General features: G+C 72.2%; 17 protein-coding genes. 14 read left to right on the forward strand and 3 right to left on the reverse strand.

Annotated elements, in window-relative coordinates; genetic code table 11:
• Positions 1-36 precede the first annotated feature (36 nt).
• The 7 genes from ABD823_RS05720 to ABD823_RS05750 all read left to right on the forward strand — a co-directional run bounded on the left by ABD823_RS05720 (position 37) and on the right by ABD823_RS05750 (position 6,345).
• A complete protein-coding gene (locus tag ABD823_RS05720; protein WP_344856645.1) occupies positions 37-321 on the forward strand; it encodes a hypothetical protein in 285 nt (94 codons plus the stop codon).
• The gene (locus ABD823_RS05725; protein ID WP_344856646.1) at positions 269-649 is read left to right on the forward strand and encodes a transposase; all 381 of its coding nucleotides are present in this window, start codon (positions 269-271) and stop codon (positions 647-649) included. The genes ABD823_RS05720 and ABD823_RS05725 overlap by 53 nt, the downstream gene beginning before the upstream one ends.
• Positions 650-1,027: 378 nt before the next feature.
• Complete coding sequence (locus ABD823_RS34575) at positions 1,028-1,294, forward strand: CPCC family cysteine-rich protein (protein ID WP_425566572.1); 267 nt, start codon at positions 1,028-1,030, stop codon at positions 1,292-1,294.
• 308 nt (positions 1,295-1,602) lie between these two features.
• On the forward strand, positions 1,603-2,115 hold the full coding sequence (locus ABD823_RS05735) for a DUF6461 domain-containing protein (RefSeq protein WP_344856650.1): 513 nt from the start codon (positions 1,603-1,605) through the stop codon (positions 2,113-2,115).
• Positions 2,116-2,195: 80 nt separating this feature from the next.
• On the forward strand, positions 2,196-2,600 hold the full coding sequence (locus ABD823_RS05740; protein WP_344856651.1) for a hypothetical protein: 405 nt from the start codon (positions 2,196-2,198) through the stop codon (positions 2,598-2,600).
• Positions 2,601-3,121: 521 nt separating this feature from the next.
• Entirely contained in the window at positions 3,122-4,618 is a 1,497-nt protein-coding gene (locus tag ABD823_RS05745; RefSeq protein WP_425566570.1) for a SulP family inorganic anion transporter, read from the forward strand.
• Between the two features lie 110 nt (positions 4,619-4,728).
• Complete coding sequence (locus ABD823_RS05750; protein ID WP_344856653.1) at positions 4,729-6,345, forward strand: methyl-accepting chemotaxis protein; 1,617 nt, start codon at positions 4,729-4,731, stop codon at positions 6,343-6,345.
• Between the two features lie 80 nt (positions 6,346-6,425).
• Here ABD823_RS05750 and ABD823_RS05755 read toward each other — a convergent pair whose 3' ends face one another.
• Both ABD823_RS05755 and ABD823_RS05760 read right to left on the reverse strand, forming a co-directional pair.
• A complete protein-coding gene (locus tag ABD823_RS05755; protein WP_344856655.1) occupies positions 6,426-6,920 on the reverse strand; it encodes an SRPBCC family protein in 495 nt (164 codons plus the stop codon).
• A gap of 384 nt (positions 6,921-7,304) precedes the next feature.
• The gene (locus ABD823_RS05760; protein ID WP_344856657.1) at positions 7,305-8,552 is read right to left on the reverse strand and encodes an MFS transporter; all 1,248 of its coding nucleotides are present in this window, start codon (positions 8,550-8,552) and stop codon (positions 7,305-7,307) included.
• 95 nt (positions 8,553-8,647) lie between these two features.
• Here ABD823_RS05760 and ABD823_RS05765 point away from each other — a divergent pair, with 95 nt between their 5' ends.
• The 5 genes from ABD823_RS05765 to ABD823_RS05785 all read left to right on the forward strand — a co-directional run bounded on the left by ABD823_RS05765 (position 8,648) and on the right by ABD823_RS05785 (position 14,991).
• Positions 8,648-9,199, forward strand: coding sequence for a CGNR zinc finger domain-containing protein (locus ABD823_RS05765; RefSeq protein ID WP_344856658.1), 552 nt, complete (start codon positions 8,648-8,650; stop codon positions 9,197-9,199).
• Positions 9,200-9,354: 155 nt separating this feature from the next.
• On the forward strand, positions 9,355-10,965 hold the full coding sequence (locus ABD823_RS05770; protein ID WP_344856838.1) for an ABC-F family ATP-binding cassette domain-containing protein: 1,611 nt from the start codon (positions 9,355-9,357) through the stop codon (positions 10,963-10,965).
• Positions 10,966-11,077: 112 nt separating this feature from the next.
• Positions 11,078-11,902 (forward strand): hypothetical protein, encoded by an 825-nt coding sequence (locus ABD823_RS05775; RefSeq protein ID WP_344856660.1) that lies wholly within the window; start codon positions 11,078-11,080, stop codon positions 11,900-11,902.
• A 151-nt stretch (positions 11,903-12,053) separates the two neighbouring features.
• Positions 12,054-13,553, forward strand: a complete 1,500-nt coding sequence (locus ABD823_RS05780; RefSeq protein WP_344856662.1) for an RNA polymerase sigma factor — start codon at positions 12,054-12,056, stop codon at positions 13,551-13,553.
• Between the two features lie 217 nt (positions 13,554-13,770).
• A complete protein-coding gene (locus tag ABD823_RS05785; RefSeq protein WP_344856663.1) occupies positions 13,771-14,991 on the forward strand; it encodes a C40 family peptidase in 1,221 nt (406 codons plus the stop codon).
• Between the two features lie 224 nt (positions 14,992-15,215).
• On the opposite strand, the gene ABD823_RS05790 is transcribed toward ABD823_RS05785, so the two are convergent.
• A complete protein-coding gene (locus ABD823_RS05790) occupies positions 15,216-15,713 on the reverse strand; it encodes an inorganic diphosphatase (protein ID WP_344856665.1) in 498 nt (165 codons plus the stop codon).
• Positions 15,714-15,828: 115 nt separating this feature from the next.
• On the opposite strand from ABD823_RS05790, the gene dacB reads away from it, so the two are divergent.
• Together dacB and ABD823_RS05800 are read left to right on the forward strand one after the other, a co-directional pair.
• Positions 15,829-17,184 carry a D-alanyl-D-alanine carboxypeptidase/D-alanyl-D-alanine endopeptidase gene (gene dacB / locus ABD823_RS05795; RefSeq protein ID WP_344856667.1) on the forward strand — a complete coding sequence of 452 codons (1,356 nt, stop codon included), beginning with the start codon at positions 15,829-15,831 and terminating at the stop codon, positions 17,182-17,184.
• A gap of 127 nt (positions 17,185-17,311) precedes the next feature.
• Positions 17,312-18,403: a zinc-dependent metalloprotease gene (locus ABD823_RS05800; protein ID WP_344856669.1), complete on the forward strand. Its 1,092-nt coding sequence runs from the start codon at positions 17,312-17,314 to the stop codon at positions 18,401-18,403.
• Positions 18,404-18,421: the final 18 nt, after the last annotated feature.

Consider the following 18,421-nt stretch of genomic DNA (forward strand, 5'->3'; position numbering starts at 1 on the left):
TCGCCTACTCGTTGTACGGGCGGATACGCGCCCGAGATGCCGCTGACCGCCGACCGCGGCTTCTACAGCTTCCGCGCCTGGCAATACGCCGCTTCGACCGGCGCGCAGCTCCTGTGGCGTGTCCAGGCCGGCCTGCACCCGCACTGGCTGGAAGACCTGGACGACGGGTCCTGGCTCGCCGTCATCACCAAGCCTGCCAAGCTGCGCCGATCGCAGAAGGATCGGCTGCGAGACGATGCCCGCCGTGGCCGTGAACCGGATCCGGACCTTGCGGCGATCGCGGGAGGTGGTCGACTACACGGTGCCCGACCGCAAGGGTGAGCACATCCGGCTCATCACCACCATCCTCGATCCTGCGGAGGCGAGCGCGCAGCAGCTCGCCGCCTGCTACCAGGAGCGCTGGGAGGCGGAAACCGGATTCGCTCAACTGAAGATCCACCTGCGCGGTCCCGGCAGGGTCCTGCGGTCGCGGACCCCGGATCTGGTCCGCCAGGAGATCTGGGCCTACCTCCTCACCCACTGGGCGCTGGCCACCCTGATCTGCACCGCAGCCACCGCGGCCGGGGTCGATCCGGACCGGATCACGTTCCTGGCCACGATCCGGATCGTGCGCCGCTCGGTCACCGACCGAGCGGCCTTTTCCCCCTGAACCCTCACATGATCTCTGGGCCCGCACCGTCCACCAGGTCGGGCGACCCCGCAACCGCAATCCCGAACGCCGCCACCGGACCTACCCCCGCTCCGTCAAGCGCACCCGGCGCAGCAGCTACCGCGAACGACGCCCCAGCGACAGGGGCACTCGTCACGCCGGGCCACCCACCGTCCAGTTCCTGCTCGACCTCCGCACCACCAGACCCGAATGATCTATCTAAACGGCATTGGGTAAGGGAGCCGTTCAGCGCGGATCTACGCGTTAGCGGATGGGCGTTACCGTGTGCGGGTGACGTTCGTAAACGTTGTCCGGCCGGAGGGCGATGAGCCGTACCCGTGTCCATGCTGTGGCTTCCTCACGCTGGAAGAGCGGGGCATGCACGAAATCTGCCCGGTGTGCTTCTGGGAGGACGACGGACAGGACGAGCACGACGCCGACGAGGTCCGCGGCGGTGCCAACCGTGGGTCGAGCCTCACCCAGGGACGGCGCAACTTCGCCGCGTTCGGTGCGAGTCGCAGGCGGGATATCGGCAAGGTGCGTGAGCCTCTCCCGCACGAGCACCCAATCAATGATCTTGCTCACGCGGATGCTAACAACAGCTCCGGACGGATCTGGACAACCGTGGATCGAGGGACCCCGTGAAGCCCGCCCGACCAGGCCCGGATGACAGCCGTGGACGGTCCTGGACGGTCGTGATCTAACTCGTAATGAAGGGGTCAAGGGTTCGATTCCCTTAGGCGGCTCCAGGTCAGAAGGCCCCCGCGAACATCGCGGGGGCCTTCTGCATGACTCCAGGTCTGTACGGAGTACGGATCTTCACGTGAGTCGAAGAGAGCCATGCCTGGGACCTGTGGAAAATGAGCGCTCCGTAGTCCGCGGGGATCGCGGCGAGTGCGTGTGCCCGAATGCAAGGATTCACGTGATCTAGCCCCGGAGAGAGCAGGATTCCCGTGAGCGTCTACAGCTGGCTTGATGACGATGCGTTCTGCGCAACGCACATTCGTGGCCTCACCCCGCACGAGGCGTTGGCACGTCTCGGCATCGAGGTGTTCGACGGCGACGACGAGGAAGGCGAGATCGATGAGGGCCTCATCTGCGCCCACCCGGCCGAAGGCGGCACCATTCTGAGCGAGCTCAACGGCTTCGCCGGCACGCTGGACGAGGTTCTGCGGCCCTTGTCGGTCGGAACGGTCACGGCGAGCGTCTTCGTCAACGTCAACAGGGTCGCGGACTTCGTCCACTACGCGGACGGCCGTAAGGTCCTGTCGTTCGACCCGTTGATCCCTGATCCCGCGGACGACGCCCAGCCGGACTACCTGTCCGACCGGATCGAGCTCGGCCTGGTCCGCGGCAACTCGGAGGGCGGGCTCGCCGCGGCGCGGCGGCTGGCCGAGCGCATCACCGGGGTACGGCCGGACGCTTCCAGCCGCATCGTGGTCGCCCACGGTGTTCTCGAGTACTGACAGTGCTCTGTTCCCTGCCTTGACCAGCGATGCGCTGCGGCTCCAGGATGAGTGACCGCTTTCTGGCAGGAGAAGTCCCCATGGTCGAAACACCCGAAGCCGATCGCATGCCGTTCACGGCGAGGAGTGCTCAGGCCGTCATGATGGTCCAAGGGATGCTGACGCTCCTCGGAGGGGTGTCTCTGCTCTTCTTCGTGCTCGGTACGCAGGGTGATCCTGGGCTGGCGGGGATCGGACTGCCGCTCGTCAGCATCGTCCTCGCCTTGTTGATCTGCTGGGCGGCGGTGAAGTGGAGCTCTCGGAGAGCGCGGATGTGGACTGTCGCGGTCCTGCTTGAGGGACTCCTGCTGAGCAGCTTCGTCGCGACGGTCGTCACTGACCCTGAGTTCCGCCTCGGCATCGGGGACGGGCTCTCCATCCTCATGCCGGCCGCTGCGTTCCTCCTGCTGGTTCTGCCCACTACGAGATCTTGGTTCAACCGTTGAAGGCCCTCCCGGTCGATCCGGGAGGGCCTGACACGGAAGCCGTTCGGGGAAGGCCGGCCGTCCTCGAAGCTCCGGTCGGACCGGTCCGGCGCCTCGCGGGTCTCGGGTGAGGGACCTGGGTGCAGACGCTCACGGTCACCGGCTCCGGACAGGGGCGCGGCGGGCCGCCGGGAACGACCGGGTAAAGTTGCCGGCGGCCGGGAAGATCCCCGCGGATTCCCCCGTTGCAGCTACGGGCGGTGCCCGGACCCTTTCGAGCGGGGCGCGACGGTGCGCCCGCACCGACCACGATCCGAGGGAGAAGGACGCGCGCATGCCCACCACGCCTGCCGCCTCCTGTCCGCCGTGATCCCCTGAGCCGGTGGCCCGGGCCTCTCCGCCCGGCACCGGCCGACTCCCGTCACCGACCTTCGCCCGCGCTGCGTCCGCGGGCGGCTCCGGCGCGGCCACCCGGCCCCGCCGGTCTGCTTCACCGCGCGTTCCGGCCTCCGGAAGGCGCCCGGAACCCCTGAGGTTGACCGTTGCCGACTCCATCGACGCCGGCCGTCCGGCCGCGTCTCCCCCGTCCCGCCTGGCTCTCGCCGCGGGTCGCCCGTACGGAGATCCTCTCCGGCCTGGTGGTCGCGCTCGCGCTGATCCCCGAGGCGATCTCGTTCTCGATCATCGCCGGGGTGGACCCGAGCGTCGGGCTCTTCGCCTCCTTCACCATGGCCGTGGTGATCTCCGTCGTCGGCGGCCGGCCCGCGATGATCTCCGCCGCCACCGGTGCGATCGCCCTCGTGGTGGCGCCGCTCGCCCGCGAGCACGGCTTCGGCTACCTGATCGCCACCGTCATCCTCGGCGGTGTCATCCAGATCGTGCTCGGCGCCCTGGGCGTGGCCCGGCTGATGCGGTTCGTGCCGCGCAGCGTCATGGTGGGCTTCGTCAACTCCCTCGCCATCCTGATCTTCATGGCTCAGGTGCCCGAGCTGCGGGACGTGCCCTGGGCGGTGTACCCGCTGGTGGCGGGCGGCCTGGCGCTGCTGGTGCTCTTCCCCCGCCTGACGAGGGCCGTCCCGGCGCCGCTGGTCTCGATCGCGGCACTGACCGCGATCACGGTCGGCGCCGCGCTCGCCGTGCCGACCGTGGGCGACCGGGGCGTCCTGCCGTCCTCGCTGCCGTCCCTCGGCCTGCCGGACGTGCCGTTCACCACGGCCACGCTGGCGCTCATCGCGCCCTACGCGCTGGCGTTCGCCCTCGTCGGGCTGATGGAGTCGCTGATGACGGCCAAGCTCGTCGACGACATCACCGACACGCACTCCGACAAGACCCGCGAGTCCATCGGCCAGGGCGTGGCCAACATCGTCACCGGGTTCTTCGGCGGCATGGGCGGCTGCGCGATGATCGGCCAGACGATGATCAATGTGAAGAACGGCGCCCGGACCCGCCTGTCGACCTTCCTGGCCGGTGCCTTCCTGATGGTCCTGTGCGTGGTGTTCGGCCCCTGGGTCTCGCAGATCCCGATGGCCGCGCTGGTCGCGGTGATGGTCATGGTCTCCGTCGGCACCTTCGACTGGCACTCGATCGCCCCGGCGACGCTCCGGCGCATGCCGTACGGCGAGACCATCGTGATGGCGACGACCGTCGCGGTCGTGGTGGCCACCCACAATCTGGCCATCGGGGTCGTGGTGGGCTCCCTCGCCGCCATGGTCGTCTTCGCGCGGCGGGTCGCGCACCTGGCCGAGGTCACCTCGGTCGTCGATCCCGAGGGCGGCCACGTCATCTACGCCGTCACCGGTGAGCTGTTCTTCGCCTCCAGCAACGACCTGGTCTACCGGTTCGACTACGCGGGCGACCCCGACCACGTGGTCATCGACCTGTCCGAGGCGCACATCTGGGACGCCTCCTCGGTGGCCGCGCTGGACGCGGTGGAGACCAAGTACGCCGCCCGCGGCAAGACCGTGGAGATCGTGGGCCTGAACCGGCCCAGCGCGAAGATCCACGGTGCGCTGAGCGGCGAGCTCGCCGGAGGCCACTGACCTCCGCGGCTCCGGGTCCGGCGGGCACGTCCTCGTCCCTCAGTTCCAGAGGATTCCGGCCGATTGCAGGTAAGTACATGCAGTTTGTCGTGAATCCAAGGAGAACGCGCATGCCCCGCTTCGGTGACCTCAGAGTGGGCAGACGACTGGGACTGGCCTTCACGCTGGTGTCCCTGCTGATCGCGGTGGCGGTGGGCGCGGGGCAGTGGGGGATGAACCGCCAGGAGGAGATCAACGCGCGGATGGACGGCCTGGAGCTGCTCGAGGACGACATCCAGACGTTCGCCTACCACGTCGCCGACGCGACGAGCTGGCAGGGACTGGTGGTGGCCGACGCCGGCGCCTTCGGCGGCGCGGAGGCCACCTCGGCCGACTCCTACAACCGCGCCGGTCTGCTGGAGACGAAGAAAGCGCTCTTCGCCACCCTGGACGACACCCACGTCGAGTACATGACGGCTGCCGAGCGGGAGCGGTTCGACGAGTTGCGACCCGCCTGGGAGCGGTTCTTCGCCGAGGACGACAAGATCGTCGAACTGCTCCGCCAGGACACGCGGGCGGCCCGGGCCGAGGCGATGACCAGCATCAACGAGGGCGCGGCCGGAGAGGCGTGGGACGTGGGCGTCACGACCAGCGAGGCCCTGCAGCAGTCCATCGGCGAGCGCATCGCGGCCCTGGAGAAGGACGTCGAGCAGGTCGAGAGCACGGGCCGGTGGGTGCTGTGGAGCACGCTGGCCGTGGCGCTGCTGCTGGCCGTCGTGCTCAGCGTCGGGGTGACGCGCTCGGTGGTGCGCCCGCTGAACACCGTGGTGGCCGCGCTGGGCCGGCTGGCCCAGGGGGACCTGACCGTGCGGGTGGGCATGGCGCGCCGTGACGAGCTGGGCCGGCTCGGTGACGCCCTGGACGCCACCACCGAGTCCCTGCGGACCACGATGGCGGCGCTGACGGAGCACAGCGACGCGCTGGCGACGTCCTCGGAGCGGCTGTCGCAGGTGTCGGAGCGCATCGCCTCCTCCGCGGAGGAGACCGGCGCCCAGTCCGGTGTGGTGGCCTCCGCGGCCGCGGAGGTCTCCCGCAACGTGGAGGTCGTGGCCGCGGGCAGCGAGGAGATGGGCGCGGCGATCGCGGAGATCTCCCGCAGCACGTCCGAGGCGGCCGAGGTCGCGGCCGAGGCGGTGGCGGTGGCGGAGTCGACCAACGAGACCGTCGCCAAGCTGGGCGCGTCGTCGGCGGAGATCGGCGACGTGGTCAAGACGATCACCTCGATCGCCGAGCAGACGAATCTGCTGGCGCTCAACGCCACCATCGAGGCCGCGCGCGCCGGGGACGCCGGCAAGGGCTTCGCGGTCGTGGCGGGCGAGGTCAAGGACCTGGCGCAGGAGACGGCCAAGGCGACCGAGGACATCGGCCGGCGGGTGGAGGCCATCCAGTCCGACACGGCGGCGGTGACCGAGTCGATCAGCCGGATCGGCGCGATCACCGGCCGGATCGACGGCCACCAGACGGCCATCGCGGCCGCGGTGGAGCAGCAGACCGCCACCACCAACGAGATGAACCGCAACGTCGCCGAGGCCGCCACCTCCAGCGACGAGATCGCGGCCAACATCGCCGGGGTCGCGCGGGCGGCCGCCGCCACCACCGAGGAGGTGGCGCAGTCGCACCGGGCGGCGGCGGAGCTGGCGGAGATGAGCCGCGCGCTGCGTGATCTGGTCGGCCGCTTCACGGTCTGACCGTGAAGCGGCCGCCCGCTCCGTGGCCGGGTCACCCGGCGGCCGGGTGCGTCGCCCTCCGCGCCTGCCGAGGCCTCCCCTCAGCCGCCGCTTCGCGCGCAGGCGGCGGCGAGGTCGGACAGCCAGCGTTCGTGGCCGGCGTGGAGCCGGGCCCGGCTGTAGAGGAGCGGCAGGAGCGGCCCGGCCAGCGACTCCTCGACCGTGACCTTCGTCCGCCCGCCCGCCATGGGTTCGAGCAGGTGCCGGTCCACCGCCTTGAACAGCAGGAACACCCCGCTCCAGGTGAGTTCGCGCCCGGCGTCGACCACGGCGAAGCGTGAGCGGAGCGTGATCCCGCCGAGCTTCCAGCGGAACGGAGCGCCCGGGCGGACCTCGCCCAGTCGAAGGATCTCGATGCCGGATGCCCAGGAGGGCCAGGAGGCGAGGTCGGCCATCACCTCCCAGACCCGCTCGGGTGGGGCGTCGACGACGGTGCTGGAGGAGGAGACCAGCTGAGCGCGCGGGTCGATTCGGCCCCGTGCGGCGTACTCGTCGTGCAGGACGGCGAGGGACGGCCCCGAGTAGAACAGCGCCATGCGGGCTCCTTCGGATCGGTGTCCTCGTCCGAGATCGATGTTCTCGCACACGCCGGCCCCCGTAAAGAGCGATGCTCTTTTCCGAGTCCACCGTTCTCGTAGAGACGGTGCCGGGATCCCGGCGGGCCCCGGGAGCGGGGCGGGGCGGCGCCGGGTGGCATGCCGGCGGTCGTGCGGAAGTCCTCACTGGACACGCCGATCCTGGCGAGGCGACGCCCGAGGGAGGAAACCGCCGTGGGGCATGTCGAGGTCGCACGCTCACCCATAAGTCATCCCCCTGGACGGTGGACCCGCCCCCGGTCGGGGCCGGGCCGTCAGGTGCGTGTCAGCCGTGGGCCGACGGCGCAGGGGTGCTCACGGCGAGCCGACCGCGCCCGCAGAGGATCATGCGCGGACGGGCTGATGCTCCGCTTCCGGATCGACGGCCGCGGACAGATCCGTACGGAGCGCGTACGGCACGAAGACGCCCAGCACGACGATGGCGAGACCCGTGGCCAGGACGAACACCGCCCGTACACCCCACAGCTCCGCCGCGGCCCCGGCCAGTGCCGCACCGGCGGGGATCACGCCCCAGCTGAGCACCCGGGAGGCTGCGTAGACGCGCCCCAGCAGCTCCGGCGGCGACAGGTTCTGCCGGACCGTGGCCACCAGGATGCGCCAGATGCTCGACCCGGCCCCGGCGACCACTGCCCCTGCGACCACGGTCCACGCCGGCCCGCCCAGCGCCACAGGCGCCACCAGCAGAACGGTCCCGGCGGCATCGGCGATCAGCAGCCTGGTCGCTCCGAACCGGCGCCGTAACGGCTCCACCGCCGCCGCCGCGAGCAGCCCGCCCACGGCCATCGCCGTCAGCACCAGGCCGTACTGGGCCGGGGTGAGACCGAGCGGGCCGGGGCTGACGGCGTACACGACGAGCAGGGCCGTCGCGACCGTCCAGGGGATGTTCATCGCGGCGGTGAAGAGGGTGAGCGTTCGGACCACCGGTTGCCGCCACATGTACCGGAAGCCGGCGACCACGCCGCCACCCCCTGAGGTGCGGGCCTCGGCGGGTGCCCGGCGCAAGGCCGTCATGGCGGTACCTGCGACGGCCAGGACGTAGAGGGCCGCGCTCGCACCGGTGGCCAGGGCGAGGGTGAGGCTCGCCAGCAGGCCCGCGAGCGGTGGGCCGGCGAGTTGGTTGGCGACGTTGATGGTCGCCTCGATGCGTGCGTTGGCCCTGTTGCGACCGGCGGGCTCGACGACCATGGGGATGGTCGAGGTCAGCGCGGTGTCGATCAGCGTCTCGGCCACACCGAGCAGCAGCGCCCCGGCGAGGAGCAGCGGCAACGACAGGGTGCCGGTGCAGTGACCGAAGGTGAGACCGGCCAGGATCAGCGCGCGGAGCAGGTTGACGCCGCTCAGCAGTGTCCGGCGGTCGACCCGGTCGACGATCCAGCCGGCGTGCAGGCCGAAGACCGGCCATGCCAGGGTGAGCGCCGCCGTCACGGCTGCCACTCCGCCGGGCGAGGCGTCGGCGGTGATGGCGAGCAGCGGCAGGGCGAACAGCGCCATGCCGTCGCCGAGGTTCGCGGCACCGGTGCCGAACCACAGCGCGTTGAACGACCGGCCCAGCGACAGGGGGAGGAGGCGCATCCGTTTCTTACCTCTCAAATGAATTTGATCGGTCATAGCGTGGCCCGCACCGTCTTACCTGTCAACAAGGTTTGATCAGTGAGATAATCGGTACCGTGACTGCCATCGAGCTGGTTGGGAACGCGCTGTGCCTGGACTTCGCCAACACGGTCAACGACCGTCCGGTGGCTCGGCGAGACTGGCTCGCCACCCCGGAGGAGGCTGTGACCTGGGCCGCGGCGACGGGGCGTGCGATCGAGGAACCGGACGGGCTCGCGGCGGCCCTGCCGGATGCCCGTGAGCTGCGCGAGGCGGTGTTCCGGGTGTTCCAGCCGCTTGCGCAGGGAGCGCGGGCGCCGCGGCCGGATCTCGATGCCGTCGTCGCGCTGCACGGTGAGGGCATCGCTCACGGCCGGCTGGAGGAGGCCGGCGGGAGCTTCCGGTTCTCGTGGGGGGCGCCGCGGACGATGCGCATCCTGCTCTGGGAGGTCGCGGCCTCGGCGGTCGAACTGCTCACGCACGGGCCACTGGATCGGCTCGGTGAGTGCCCGTCGTGCTGCTGGTTGTTCCTGGACGTCAGCAAGAACCGTCGCCGCCGGTGGTGCAGCATGGCCACCTGCGGCAGCCGCGACAAGTCGCGGCGCTACTACGCGGGGCGCTCCTCCTGAGGGCGTCGGCCGGCTGGGATGCGCCCGTCCGCCTGGCGGGATCGCCTCCGTGCGGTCGTGCCGATCACAGAGCGGGGCGGTACCAGCGGAAAACCGGATGCCGATGTTCGAAACCGGCATGTACCCTGCGCGAGGACTTGAGAGAGGGATTCACCGTGGGGCACGTCGAGGTCGCGCATCTGACATACGTTCTGCCGGACGGCCGGCCGCTCCTGGACGACGTGTCCTTCCGGGTCGGCGAGGGGGTCAAGGCGGCGCTCGTCGGGCCGAACGGCGCGGGCAAGACGACGCTGATGAGGCTCATCGCCGGGGACCTGCAGCCGGTCGAGGGCAGCGTCGCCTCCTCCGGCGGGCTGGGCGTCATGCGGCAGTTCATCGGCGGCATCCGCGACGGCCGGAGCGTGCACGACCTGCTGCTCGGCGTCGCCCCCGAGCGCGTACGGCGGGCGGCCGAGGCGCTGGAGGCAGCCGAGCTGGTGATGATGGAGCGCGACGACACCAAGGCGCAGATGCGCTACGCGCAGGCCATCACCGACTACACCGACGCCGGCGGCTACGACATCGAGGTGCTCTGGGACGCCTGCACCATGGCCGCGCTCGGCGTGCCGTACGACCGGTGCAAGTACCGCGAGGTCGACACGCTCTCCGGCGGCGAGCAGAAGCGGCTGGTGCTGGAGGCGCTGCTGCGCGGGCCGGACCAGACGCTGCTGCTGGACGAGCCGGACAACTACCTGGACGTGCCGGGCAAGGTCTGGCTGGAGCAGGCGCTGCGCGAGACGCCCAAGACGGTGCTGCTGGTCAGCCACGACCGGGAGCTGCTGGCCAACGCGGCCGACCGGATCGTCACCGTCGAGTCCGGCAACGTCTGGGTGCACGGCGGCGGCTTCCGCACCTACGCCCAGGCCCGCAAGGAGCGCAACGAGCGCCTGGAGGAGCTGCGCAGACGCTGGGACGAGGAGCACGCCAAGCTCAAGCGCCTGGTCACCATGCTCAAGCAGAAGGCCACCTACAACGACGGCCTGGCCGCCGCCTACCACGCGGCGCAGACCCGGCTGCGCAAGTTCGAGGAGGCCGGGCCGCCCGAGCAGGCGCCGAGGGACCAGCTCATCAGCATGCGGCTGCGCGGCGGCCGGACGGCCAAGCGGGCGGTGGTCTGCGAGCAGCTGGAGCTCACCGGCCTGATGAAGCCGTTCGACCTGGAGATCTGGTACGGCGAGCGGGTCGCGGTGCTGGGCTCCAACGGCTCCGGCAAGTCGCACTTCCTGCGGCTGCTCGCCGGTGAGGACGTCCGGCACACCGGCGTGGCCCGGCTCGGCGCGCGGGTCGTGCCCGGGCACTTCGCGCAGACCCACGCCCGCCCGGAGCTGCTCGGCCGCACGCCGTGCGAGATCGTCATGACCGAGCACGCGAAGCTGAAGAACGAGGCGATGAAGGCGCTGGCCCGCTACGAGCTGGCCGGGACCATCGCCGAGCAGCGGTTCGAGACGCTCTCGGGCGGGCAGCAGGCGCGGCTGCAGATCCTGCTGCTGGAGCTGTCGGGCACCACGCTGCTGCTGCTGGACGAGCCGACCGACAACCTCGACCTGGCCAGCGCCGAGGCGCTGCAGGAGGGGCTGGACGCCTTCGACGGGACCGTGGTCGCGGTCACCCACGACCGCTGGTTCGCCGACGACTTCGACCGCTACCTGGTCTTCGGCTCCGACGGGCGGGTCTACGAGGCGCCGGAGCCGGTCTGGGACGAGAGCCGGGTCGTCCGGCAGCGCTGACCCGCCCGCCGCGCCGGGCGGCGGCAAGGTCTGCGGGAGCGGCGGCTAAAGAGTTCGCTTGATCTCCGCGTGTCCGGGGAGAGGGCCTGGGCGCGGAGGCTATGACGGCTGGGTGACGTACAGCACCCGCACCGCCGGCGTCCTCGGCGCCCTCACCCTGATCCTCCTGACCGGCTGCGCGAGCGAGGACCGGCGGGACGACGCGCCCGAGCTCCGGCCGCTCACGGTCAAGGAGGAGGTCTCCTCGGTCGTCAGGAGCGAGGAGCGGCACGACGGATACGTGGTGAACTGGGCCGGAGTGCTCGCCAACCCCAACCCGTGGCACTTCGGCGAGCACGTGGTGGTCACCGTGGTGGGGCTGGACGCCAGGGGCAAGGAGGTCGTCCGGATGGAGCAGCCGCTGGACGCGGTGCCGCCGGCGGGTTCGCTCTCCTTCACCGGGCAGGCGCTGTCGGTGAAGAAGCCCGCGAAGGTCACCATCGACTACCGCCCGGCCGAGTGGCGCAAGGCGGGCCGGATCGTCTCGGCCTTCAAGCCGTTCCCCGTCTCCGGGGTGACGACCGCGCGGCAGCAGGACGGCGACTACCTGGTCACCGGGTACGTGGGCACGCCGTACCGGCTCCCGGCCGGGACCCTGGCCGTCACCGCGCTGCTGCGCGACGCCGCCGGCAGGCTGCTCGGCGGGGGGACGGCGTTCGTGGACGACGTGCGGGAGAGCGGCAGGCGCAGGTTCCTGCTCGACGTGGAGAGCGTCGCGCCCGCCGCGAAGGTGGCCAAGACCGAGGTGGTCGCGCGGACGTGGGGGTCGAGCAGCCGCCCCTACGAGGAGCTGGCCCTGGGGGGCACGGTCCCGGTGCACACGGTCAAGCCGACCACCTCGCCGTTCGTCCACGACCGGGGGCGCCGGCCGCTGCCCGGGACGGAAGGTCGACCCTGACCGTTAATTCCGGCAAATGACTATTAACTAAGATTTATGAATGTGCGGTATGCGGCATTTTTTGCAGCGGTTGTTAACATTCTGAATACGGTTGCCGTGTCCTCCGGGAATCGGTGGAACTTGCAGTTACAGCACTATTACCGTCTGCTACATGAACGACAGCGTCCTGGTCGAAGCCCTGCGCGCCCGTGACCCCGGCGCCCTCACCGCGCTCTACGACTCCTACGCCGAAGACGTCTACCTCTACTGCTGGTCCATGCTCGGCGATTCGGACAGCGCCCATGTGGCCCTCCGCGACACCCTGATCACGGCCGAGGCCCGCGTGCACGCGCTCGCCGACGCCACCCGGTTGAAGGTCTGGCTGTACGCCCTCGCCCGGGAGGAGTGCGTACGGCGCTGCTTGGCGCCGGAGGAGGAGACGGCCGACGAGCCCCCGGCCGTCTCCGGCGAGGACGCCGACCTGCGGGTGGTGGCCTGGAACGCCGTGCGGAGCCTGCCCCCGGACGAGCGGGAGGTCCTCGATCTCGTCACCCGGCACGGCCTGACCGCCGCCGACGCCGCCGCGGTGATGCGCATCCCGGCCAGGGACGCCGACCGGTTGCTCGACGCGGCCAAGGACCGGCTGCGCGCCGCGGTGACGGCCGAGTTCCTCGCCCGCAAGGGCCCCTACGACTGCGTGGAGCGGGCGGAGATCCTCGGCGGGTTCTCCGGGGAGCTGACCCCCGCCACCCGCGAGCGGATGATCGGCCACGTCAACCGGTGCGACACCTGCGCGCCGCACCGCTCCCGGCAGATCTCCCCGGTCAAGGTCTTCGACCTGATGCCCCGGCCCGAGATCTCGCAGGCGCTGCGCGTGCGGGTGATGAGCTGCTTCACCGACCCCGAGCTCGTCCTCTACCGGCGCTACGCCGCCGACCGGATCGGCGTGCTCGACGCCGCGGGGTTTCCCGCCGACCGGGCTCGCCGGAACCTTCGGGGGGCTCGTGCGGTGGCCGGTGCGGTGGCTGCGGTCGCGGCGGCGGCCACCGTCGGAGTGATCTTCGTGCGGTTCGGAGACGAGCCCGCCGGGCGGGTCTCCGGCGCCACCGCCGAGGCCCTCCCCCCGGTGGAGGAGGCCCCGGGCGTGCGCCTGCCCTGGCGCGCCGAGACCGGTGAGCGCCCGATGGCCCTGGGCTCGGCCCCGCCGGAGCTGGTCGCCCACGGCCTCGGCCCCACGGTGACGCGGGGCGGACCCGGCATGACCGGGCAGGAGACGGTGCCGGACGGGACGTTCCCCACCAGGCGGCCCGACCGGCTCGACCCCGGAGCGGACCCGCGGCCCGCCCCGACCACCGGGCCCGCTCCGGGTGACGGCCCGGTCGGCCGGCCGGGCCCCAAGCGGCCGCCCCGCGACCACCAGGGCGGCCGGCCGGGCCCCAAGCCCTGCCCGAGCCCGTCCCGGCCCGCGCCCGCGACCTCCGCCCCCGCCACCCCGAAGCCGAGCACTCCCGCGACCTCCGCGCCCGCGACCTCCGCGCCCGCCACCTCCGCGCCCGCCACCTCGGCACCGGCCACGTCCGCACCGCCGGCGAGCCCGAGCGCGTCGAGCACGGCGACGGCGACGCATTCCGCCACCGCCGCCTCCGGCACGGACCCGGACGCGGGGAACTGACTGCGGGTCCACCGCGTGGCCCGTACCGGAACGCCTGATCCGGCGGAGAGAAGGGAAACCCGGCCTCCGGTGCGGGAATGCAACGTCTCTTCTGCGTTTACTGATTGCCTGCGTTGATTACAGTGCGCCCGTCACGCTTGTTCGCACGGTGACGCGGCGTAATCCTTGCTGGCGCCGTATGTCGCGGGGGGCATGCGGCGTTCCAGGAAGGTGACGCATGCAGTCCGTCGAGAACCGACGCCGCCGCGCCGCGATGCTGGCGGGACTGGTCTGCGGCCTGCTCGTGGCGGCCGCCGTACCGGCCGGCGCCGCACCGGGCAGTCCCGGGCCGTCCGCCGACGAGGTCGCCCGGGCGGGGGCCGAGGCCCGGGAGCAGAGCAGGCGGCTCGGGGCGGCCACCTCCCGGCTCGCCGAGGCCGAGGCCGAACTGGAGGATCTCACCGCCCGGGCGGAGAAGCTGATCGAGGCCTACAACGGCGAGATGGTCCGGCTGGCCCGGGCGGAGGAGCGCCACCGCAGATCCGTCGAGCAGGTGCGCGCGGCCGAGGTGCAGGTCGAGGACGCCCGCCGGGCGGTGGCCGCACTCGCCGCGCAGAGCTACGGCGGCATGGACCCGGCGATGGCGATGATGGCCCAGGTGGGCGGTGGCGGCGCTCCGGACGGCGGCTACCTGCGGCGGATGAGCCTGCTGACCCACATGGGCAGCAGCCAGGCCGAGCTGCTCAGGCAGCTGCGCGACGCCCGCGAGGTGCTCGTCGTCTTCCAGGGGCAGGCGGAGGACGCCTACGCGGAGCGGCGGGCGGCGGCGGAGAGCGCGGCCGAGGCGAAGGCGGCGGCCGAGCGGGCGGTGGCCGAGCAGGTCGCCGAGACCCGCAGGCTGGCGGCGGAGCGGGCGGTGGCAGAGCGGCGGGCGGACGCGGCCCGCAGCGCCGCCGACCGGCTGGTCCGGCAGCGGCAGGAGGCCCTGGAGCGGGCGGCGCGGGAACGGGCGCGGCGGGCGGCGGCCCGGCGTGACCGGGCGCGGAACGGGGGCCGCGGCTCCGGCGGCTCCGGCTGGCCCACCGGCTCCTCCGCCCGAGGCGACGTCGCCGCCGACTGGGCGCTCACCCAGCTCGGCAAGCCGTACGTCTGGGCGGCGGACGGACCCGACAGCTACGACTGCTCAGGGCTGACCATGCGGGCGTGGGAGCGGGTCGGGGTCAGGCTGGACCACTGGACGGGCACGCAGTGGACCTCCGGCCCGCACGTGCCGCTCAACGCCCTCCGCCGCGGCGATCTGGTCTTCTTCGGCCGGATCACCCGCAATCCCGGCGACATCCACCACGTCGGCATCTACATCGGCGACGGCATGATGGTCCACGCCCCGCGGACGGGCGACGTGGTGCGGATCGCCCCGATCTGGCGCAGGGACCTCGTCGGCGCGACCCGGCCCACATGAGCGTTCCGGGCCGTGCGAGCGACCCGGGCCGTGCGAGCGACCCGGCCCGCGTGGGCGTCCCGGGCCGTGCGAGCGTCCGGGCCCGCGTGGGCGTCCGGGGAGGGGGGACCGGCCCGGCTCACGCGCCCGGCCGGGTCCGGGCGGCCGGCACGGCCCGCGGGGACCGGCCCGCCCGGTGGCGGGCCGGTGTCCGCGGGCCGTGTCCGCGGCCCCGCTCGGTGCGCTCAGTGCGCGCCGTGCGCCTGGTCCTTGGCGCGCTCCAGGGAGCGGCGGATCTCCTCCTCGGCCTCCGCGCGGCCGACCCAGTTGGCGCCCTCGACGGACTTGCCGGGCTCCAGGTCCTTGTAGACCTCGAAGAAGTGCTGGATCTCCAGCCGGTCGAACTCGGCCACGTGGTGGATGTCGCGGATGTGCCTCATGCGGGGGTCGCTGGCCGGGACGCACAGGACCTTGTCGTCGCCGCCCTTCTCGTCGGTCATGCGGAACATGCCGACCGCGCGGCAGCGGATCAGGCAGCCGGGGAAGGTCGGCTCCTGCAGGAGCACCAGGGCGTCGAGGGGGTCGCCGTCCTCACCGAGGGTGTCTTCGATGAAGCCGTAGTCAGCGGGGTACTGCGTGGAGGTGAACAGCATCCGGTCGAGCCTGATCCGGCCGGTCTCGTGGTCCACCTCGTACTTGTTCCGTTGTCCCTTGGGAATCTCAACGAGAACGTCGAACTCCACCGCGGTTCCTCCGCTCAAGCCCTCCGGGCAGTCCCGGTCGGGCGTTAATGTCTCGTAGGCGTAGTTGGTACAGGATCGATGAGAGGTCGTCGACATGATGCGGCGTGATCGGTGGGTGGCCTTGGCCACTCTCGTCATGCTGCAGCTGTTCGTCGTCGCGGCCGGCGCACACCTGCTCGCCAGCGACGCGCTGGTCGAGAAGGAGGCGCGCCCGGTCGCTTCGCCCGAGCCGGTCCCCGTCCCCGTCGTCACCGCGGGTCCGGTGCTGGCCGCGGGCGGAGGCGGACCTCTCCCGGCCAAGACTACTTTGACAGAACGCCTCACCAAGGCACTGGGCGACCCCGCGCTGGGCCGGCGGGTGGGCGCCGTGGTCGTCGACGCGAGCAGCGGCGAGAGGCTGTTCGGCAGCAACGCCGACCGGGGCATCACCCCCGCCTCCACGACCAAGGTCGTGACCGCCGTCGCCGCGCTCGCCTCGCTGGGCCCGGACACCCGGCTGAGCACCCGCGTGGTCCGCGGCCCCTCCCCGGACTCGATCATCCTGGTCGGCGGGGGCGACCCGACGCTGACCGCGGGCAGGGCGGACGGCTCGGTCTACCCCCGGCCGGCGTCGCTGGCCTCGCTCGCCTCGCAGACGGCCAAGACGCTCAAGGCCGCCGGGACCACCAAGGTGACCGTGGCCTACGACGACGGCCTCTACACCGGGCCCCGCACCGCGGCCAGCTGGAAGCCCGGCTACGTGCCCGAGGGCAGCGTCGCCCCGGTGACGGCGCTCATGGTCGACGAGGGCAAGGTCTCCTCCGGCAGCAGGCAGCGGGTCTCCGACCCCTCGAAGGCCGCGTACGCGAAGTTCGTCGCGCTGCTGGCCAAGTACGGCGTCAAGGCCGCGAACAAGACGGCCCGGCGGGCCGGGGCCCCCGCGGGCGCCGAGGAGATCGCCCGGGTCGAGTCCGCGCCCGTCTACGCCCTGGTCGAGCGGGCGCTGACGCTCAGCGACAACGACCTGTCGGAGGCGCTGGCCCGGCACGTGGCGCTCAAGGAGGGCGAGCCCGCCTCGTTCGACGGCGGCGCGGCGGCCGTGCGGAAGGTGCTGACCCGCCTGAACGCGGCCGACGGCGTCCAGGTCTTCGACGGCAGCGGCCTGTCGCCGAAGAACCGCATCACGCCCGCGGCCCTGGCCCGCCTGGTCTCGGTCGCGGCCTCCCCGGCCGGCCCCCACCTGCACTCGGCCCTCAGCGGCATGCCCGTCGCCGGGTTCACCGGCACCCTGGGCCACCGCTTCGGCGCCAGCGACTCCGCCCACGGGCTGGTCCGCGCGAAGACGGGCACCCTCAACGGGGTCAGCACGCTGGCCGGGCTGACCACCACGAAGGACGGGCGGCTGGTGGCCTTCGCCTTCATGGCCGACGACGTGCCGGGATGGGGGGCCGAGGCGGCCCTGGACCGGCTGGCCGCCATCGTCACCGGGTGAGCGGCCCGCGCCGCGCGCCGCGGCACGGGGGCGGCGTAGGGCGCGGTGCGGGGTGACGCAGGGCGGTGCGGGGCGGCGGCGGGGGTAAGGCGCGCGGCGGGCGGACGGAGCACGTACGGTGGACGGTATGCAGGTGATCGACTGGGACCTGGCCGTAGCGACCGGAACGCGCCTGGTGCGCCCCGGGCCGCAGGTGAGCCGAGAGGAGGCTCGGCACGCGGTCACCGAGCTGCGCAGACTCTCCCGTGTGGCCGAGGGGCACGTGCGCGAGTTCACCCGGATCGCCACCGAGACCGCCCCCCAGCCCGCCACGATCGTCGACCGGCCGGGCTGGATCAGGGCCAACGTCGAGGGCTTCCGCGTGGTGCTGGAGCCGCTGACCGAGCGGATGGCCGACCGCAAGGGGCAGACCCCCGCGGTCGTGACCGCGGTGGGCTCCCGCATCACCGGCGTGGAGGTCGGCGCGGTGCTGGCCTTCCTCGCCTCCCGGGTCCTGGGCCAGTACGAGCTGTTCCTCCCGCCCGACCCCTCCGGCAGGGCGCCGGTGGGCCGCCTCACCCTGGTGGCGCCCAACATCGTGCACGCCGAGCGCGAGCTCGGCGTCGACCCGCAGGACTTCCGGCTCTGGGTCTGCCTCCACGAGGAGACCCACCGGGTCCAGTTCACCGGGGTGCCCTGGCTGCGGTCGTACGTCCGCGACCAGATGACGGAGTTCCTGCTCGCCTCGGACCTCGACCTGCCCGCCCTCCTGGACCGGCTCCGCTCGGCCGCCGACGCGGTCGCCGACGCCGTCCGGGGCGGCGAGGGCAACCTGATCGACGCGATCCAGACGCCCGGGCAGAAGGAGGTCCTCGACCGCATCACCGCGGTGATGACCCTGGTCGAGGGGCACGGCGACTACGTGATGGACGCCGTCGGCCCCGCCGTGGTCCCCTCGGTCGCCGAGATCCGCGCGAAGTTCCACCACCGCCGAGAGGGCGGCTCCCGCCTCGACCGCACGGTCCGCAAGCTGCTCGGCATCGAGCTGAAGATGAAGCAGTACGCCGAGGGCTCCGCGTTCGTCCGCACCGTCGTCGACCGCGCCGGCATGGACGGGTTCAACAAGGTCTGGACCTCCCCGGAGACCCTCCCGACCCAGGACGAGATCGCCCACCCCGAGCGCTGGATCGCCCGCGTCCTGGAGGCCCCGGCCCTGCCCGCTGCCGAGATCACCGACTGATCCCGCGATGAGGGACCC

The sequence above is a fragment of the Planomonospora alba genome (assembly GCF_039534085.1).
GTDB lineage: Bacteria > Actinomycetota > Actinomycetes > Streptosporangiales > Streptosporangiaceae > Planomonospora_B > Planomonospora_B alba.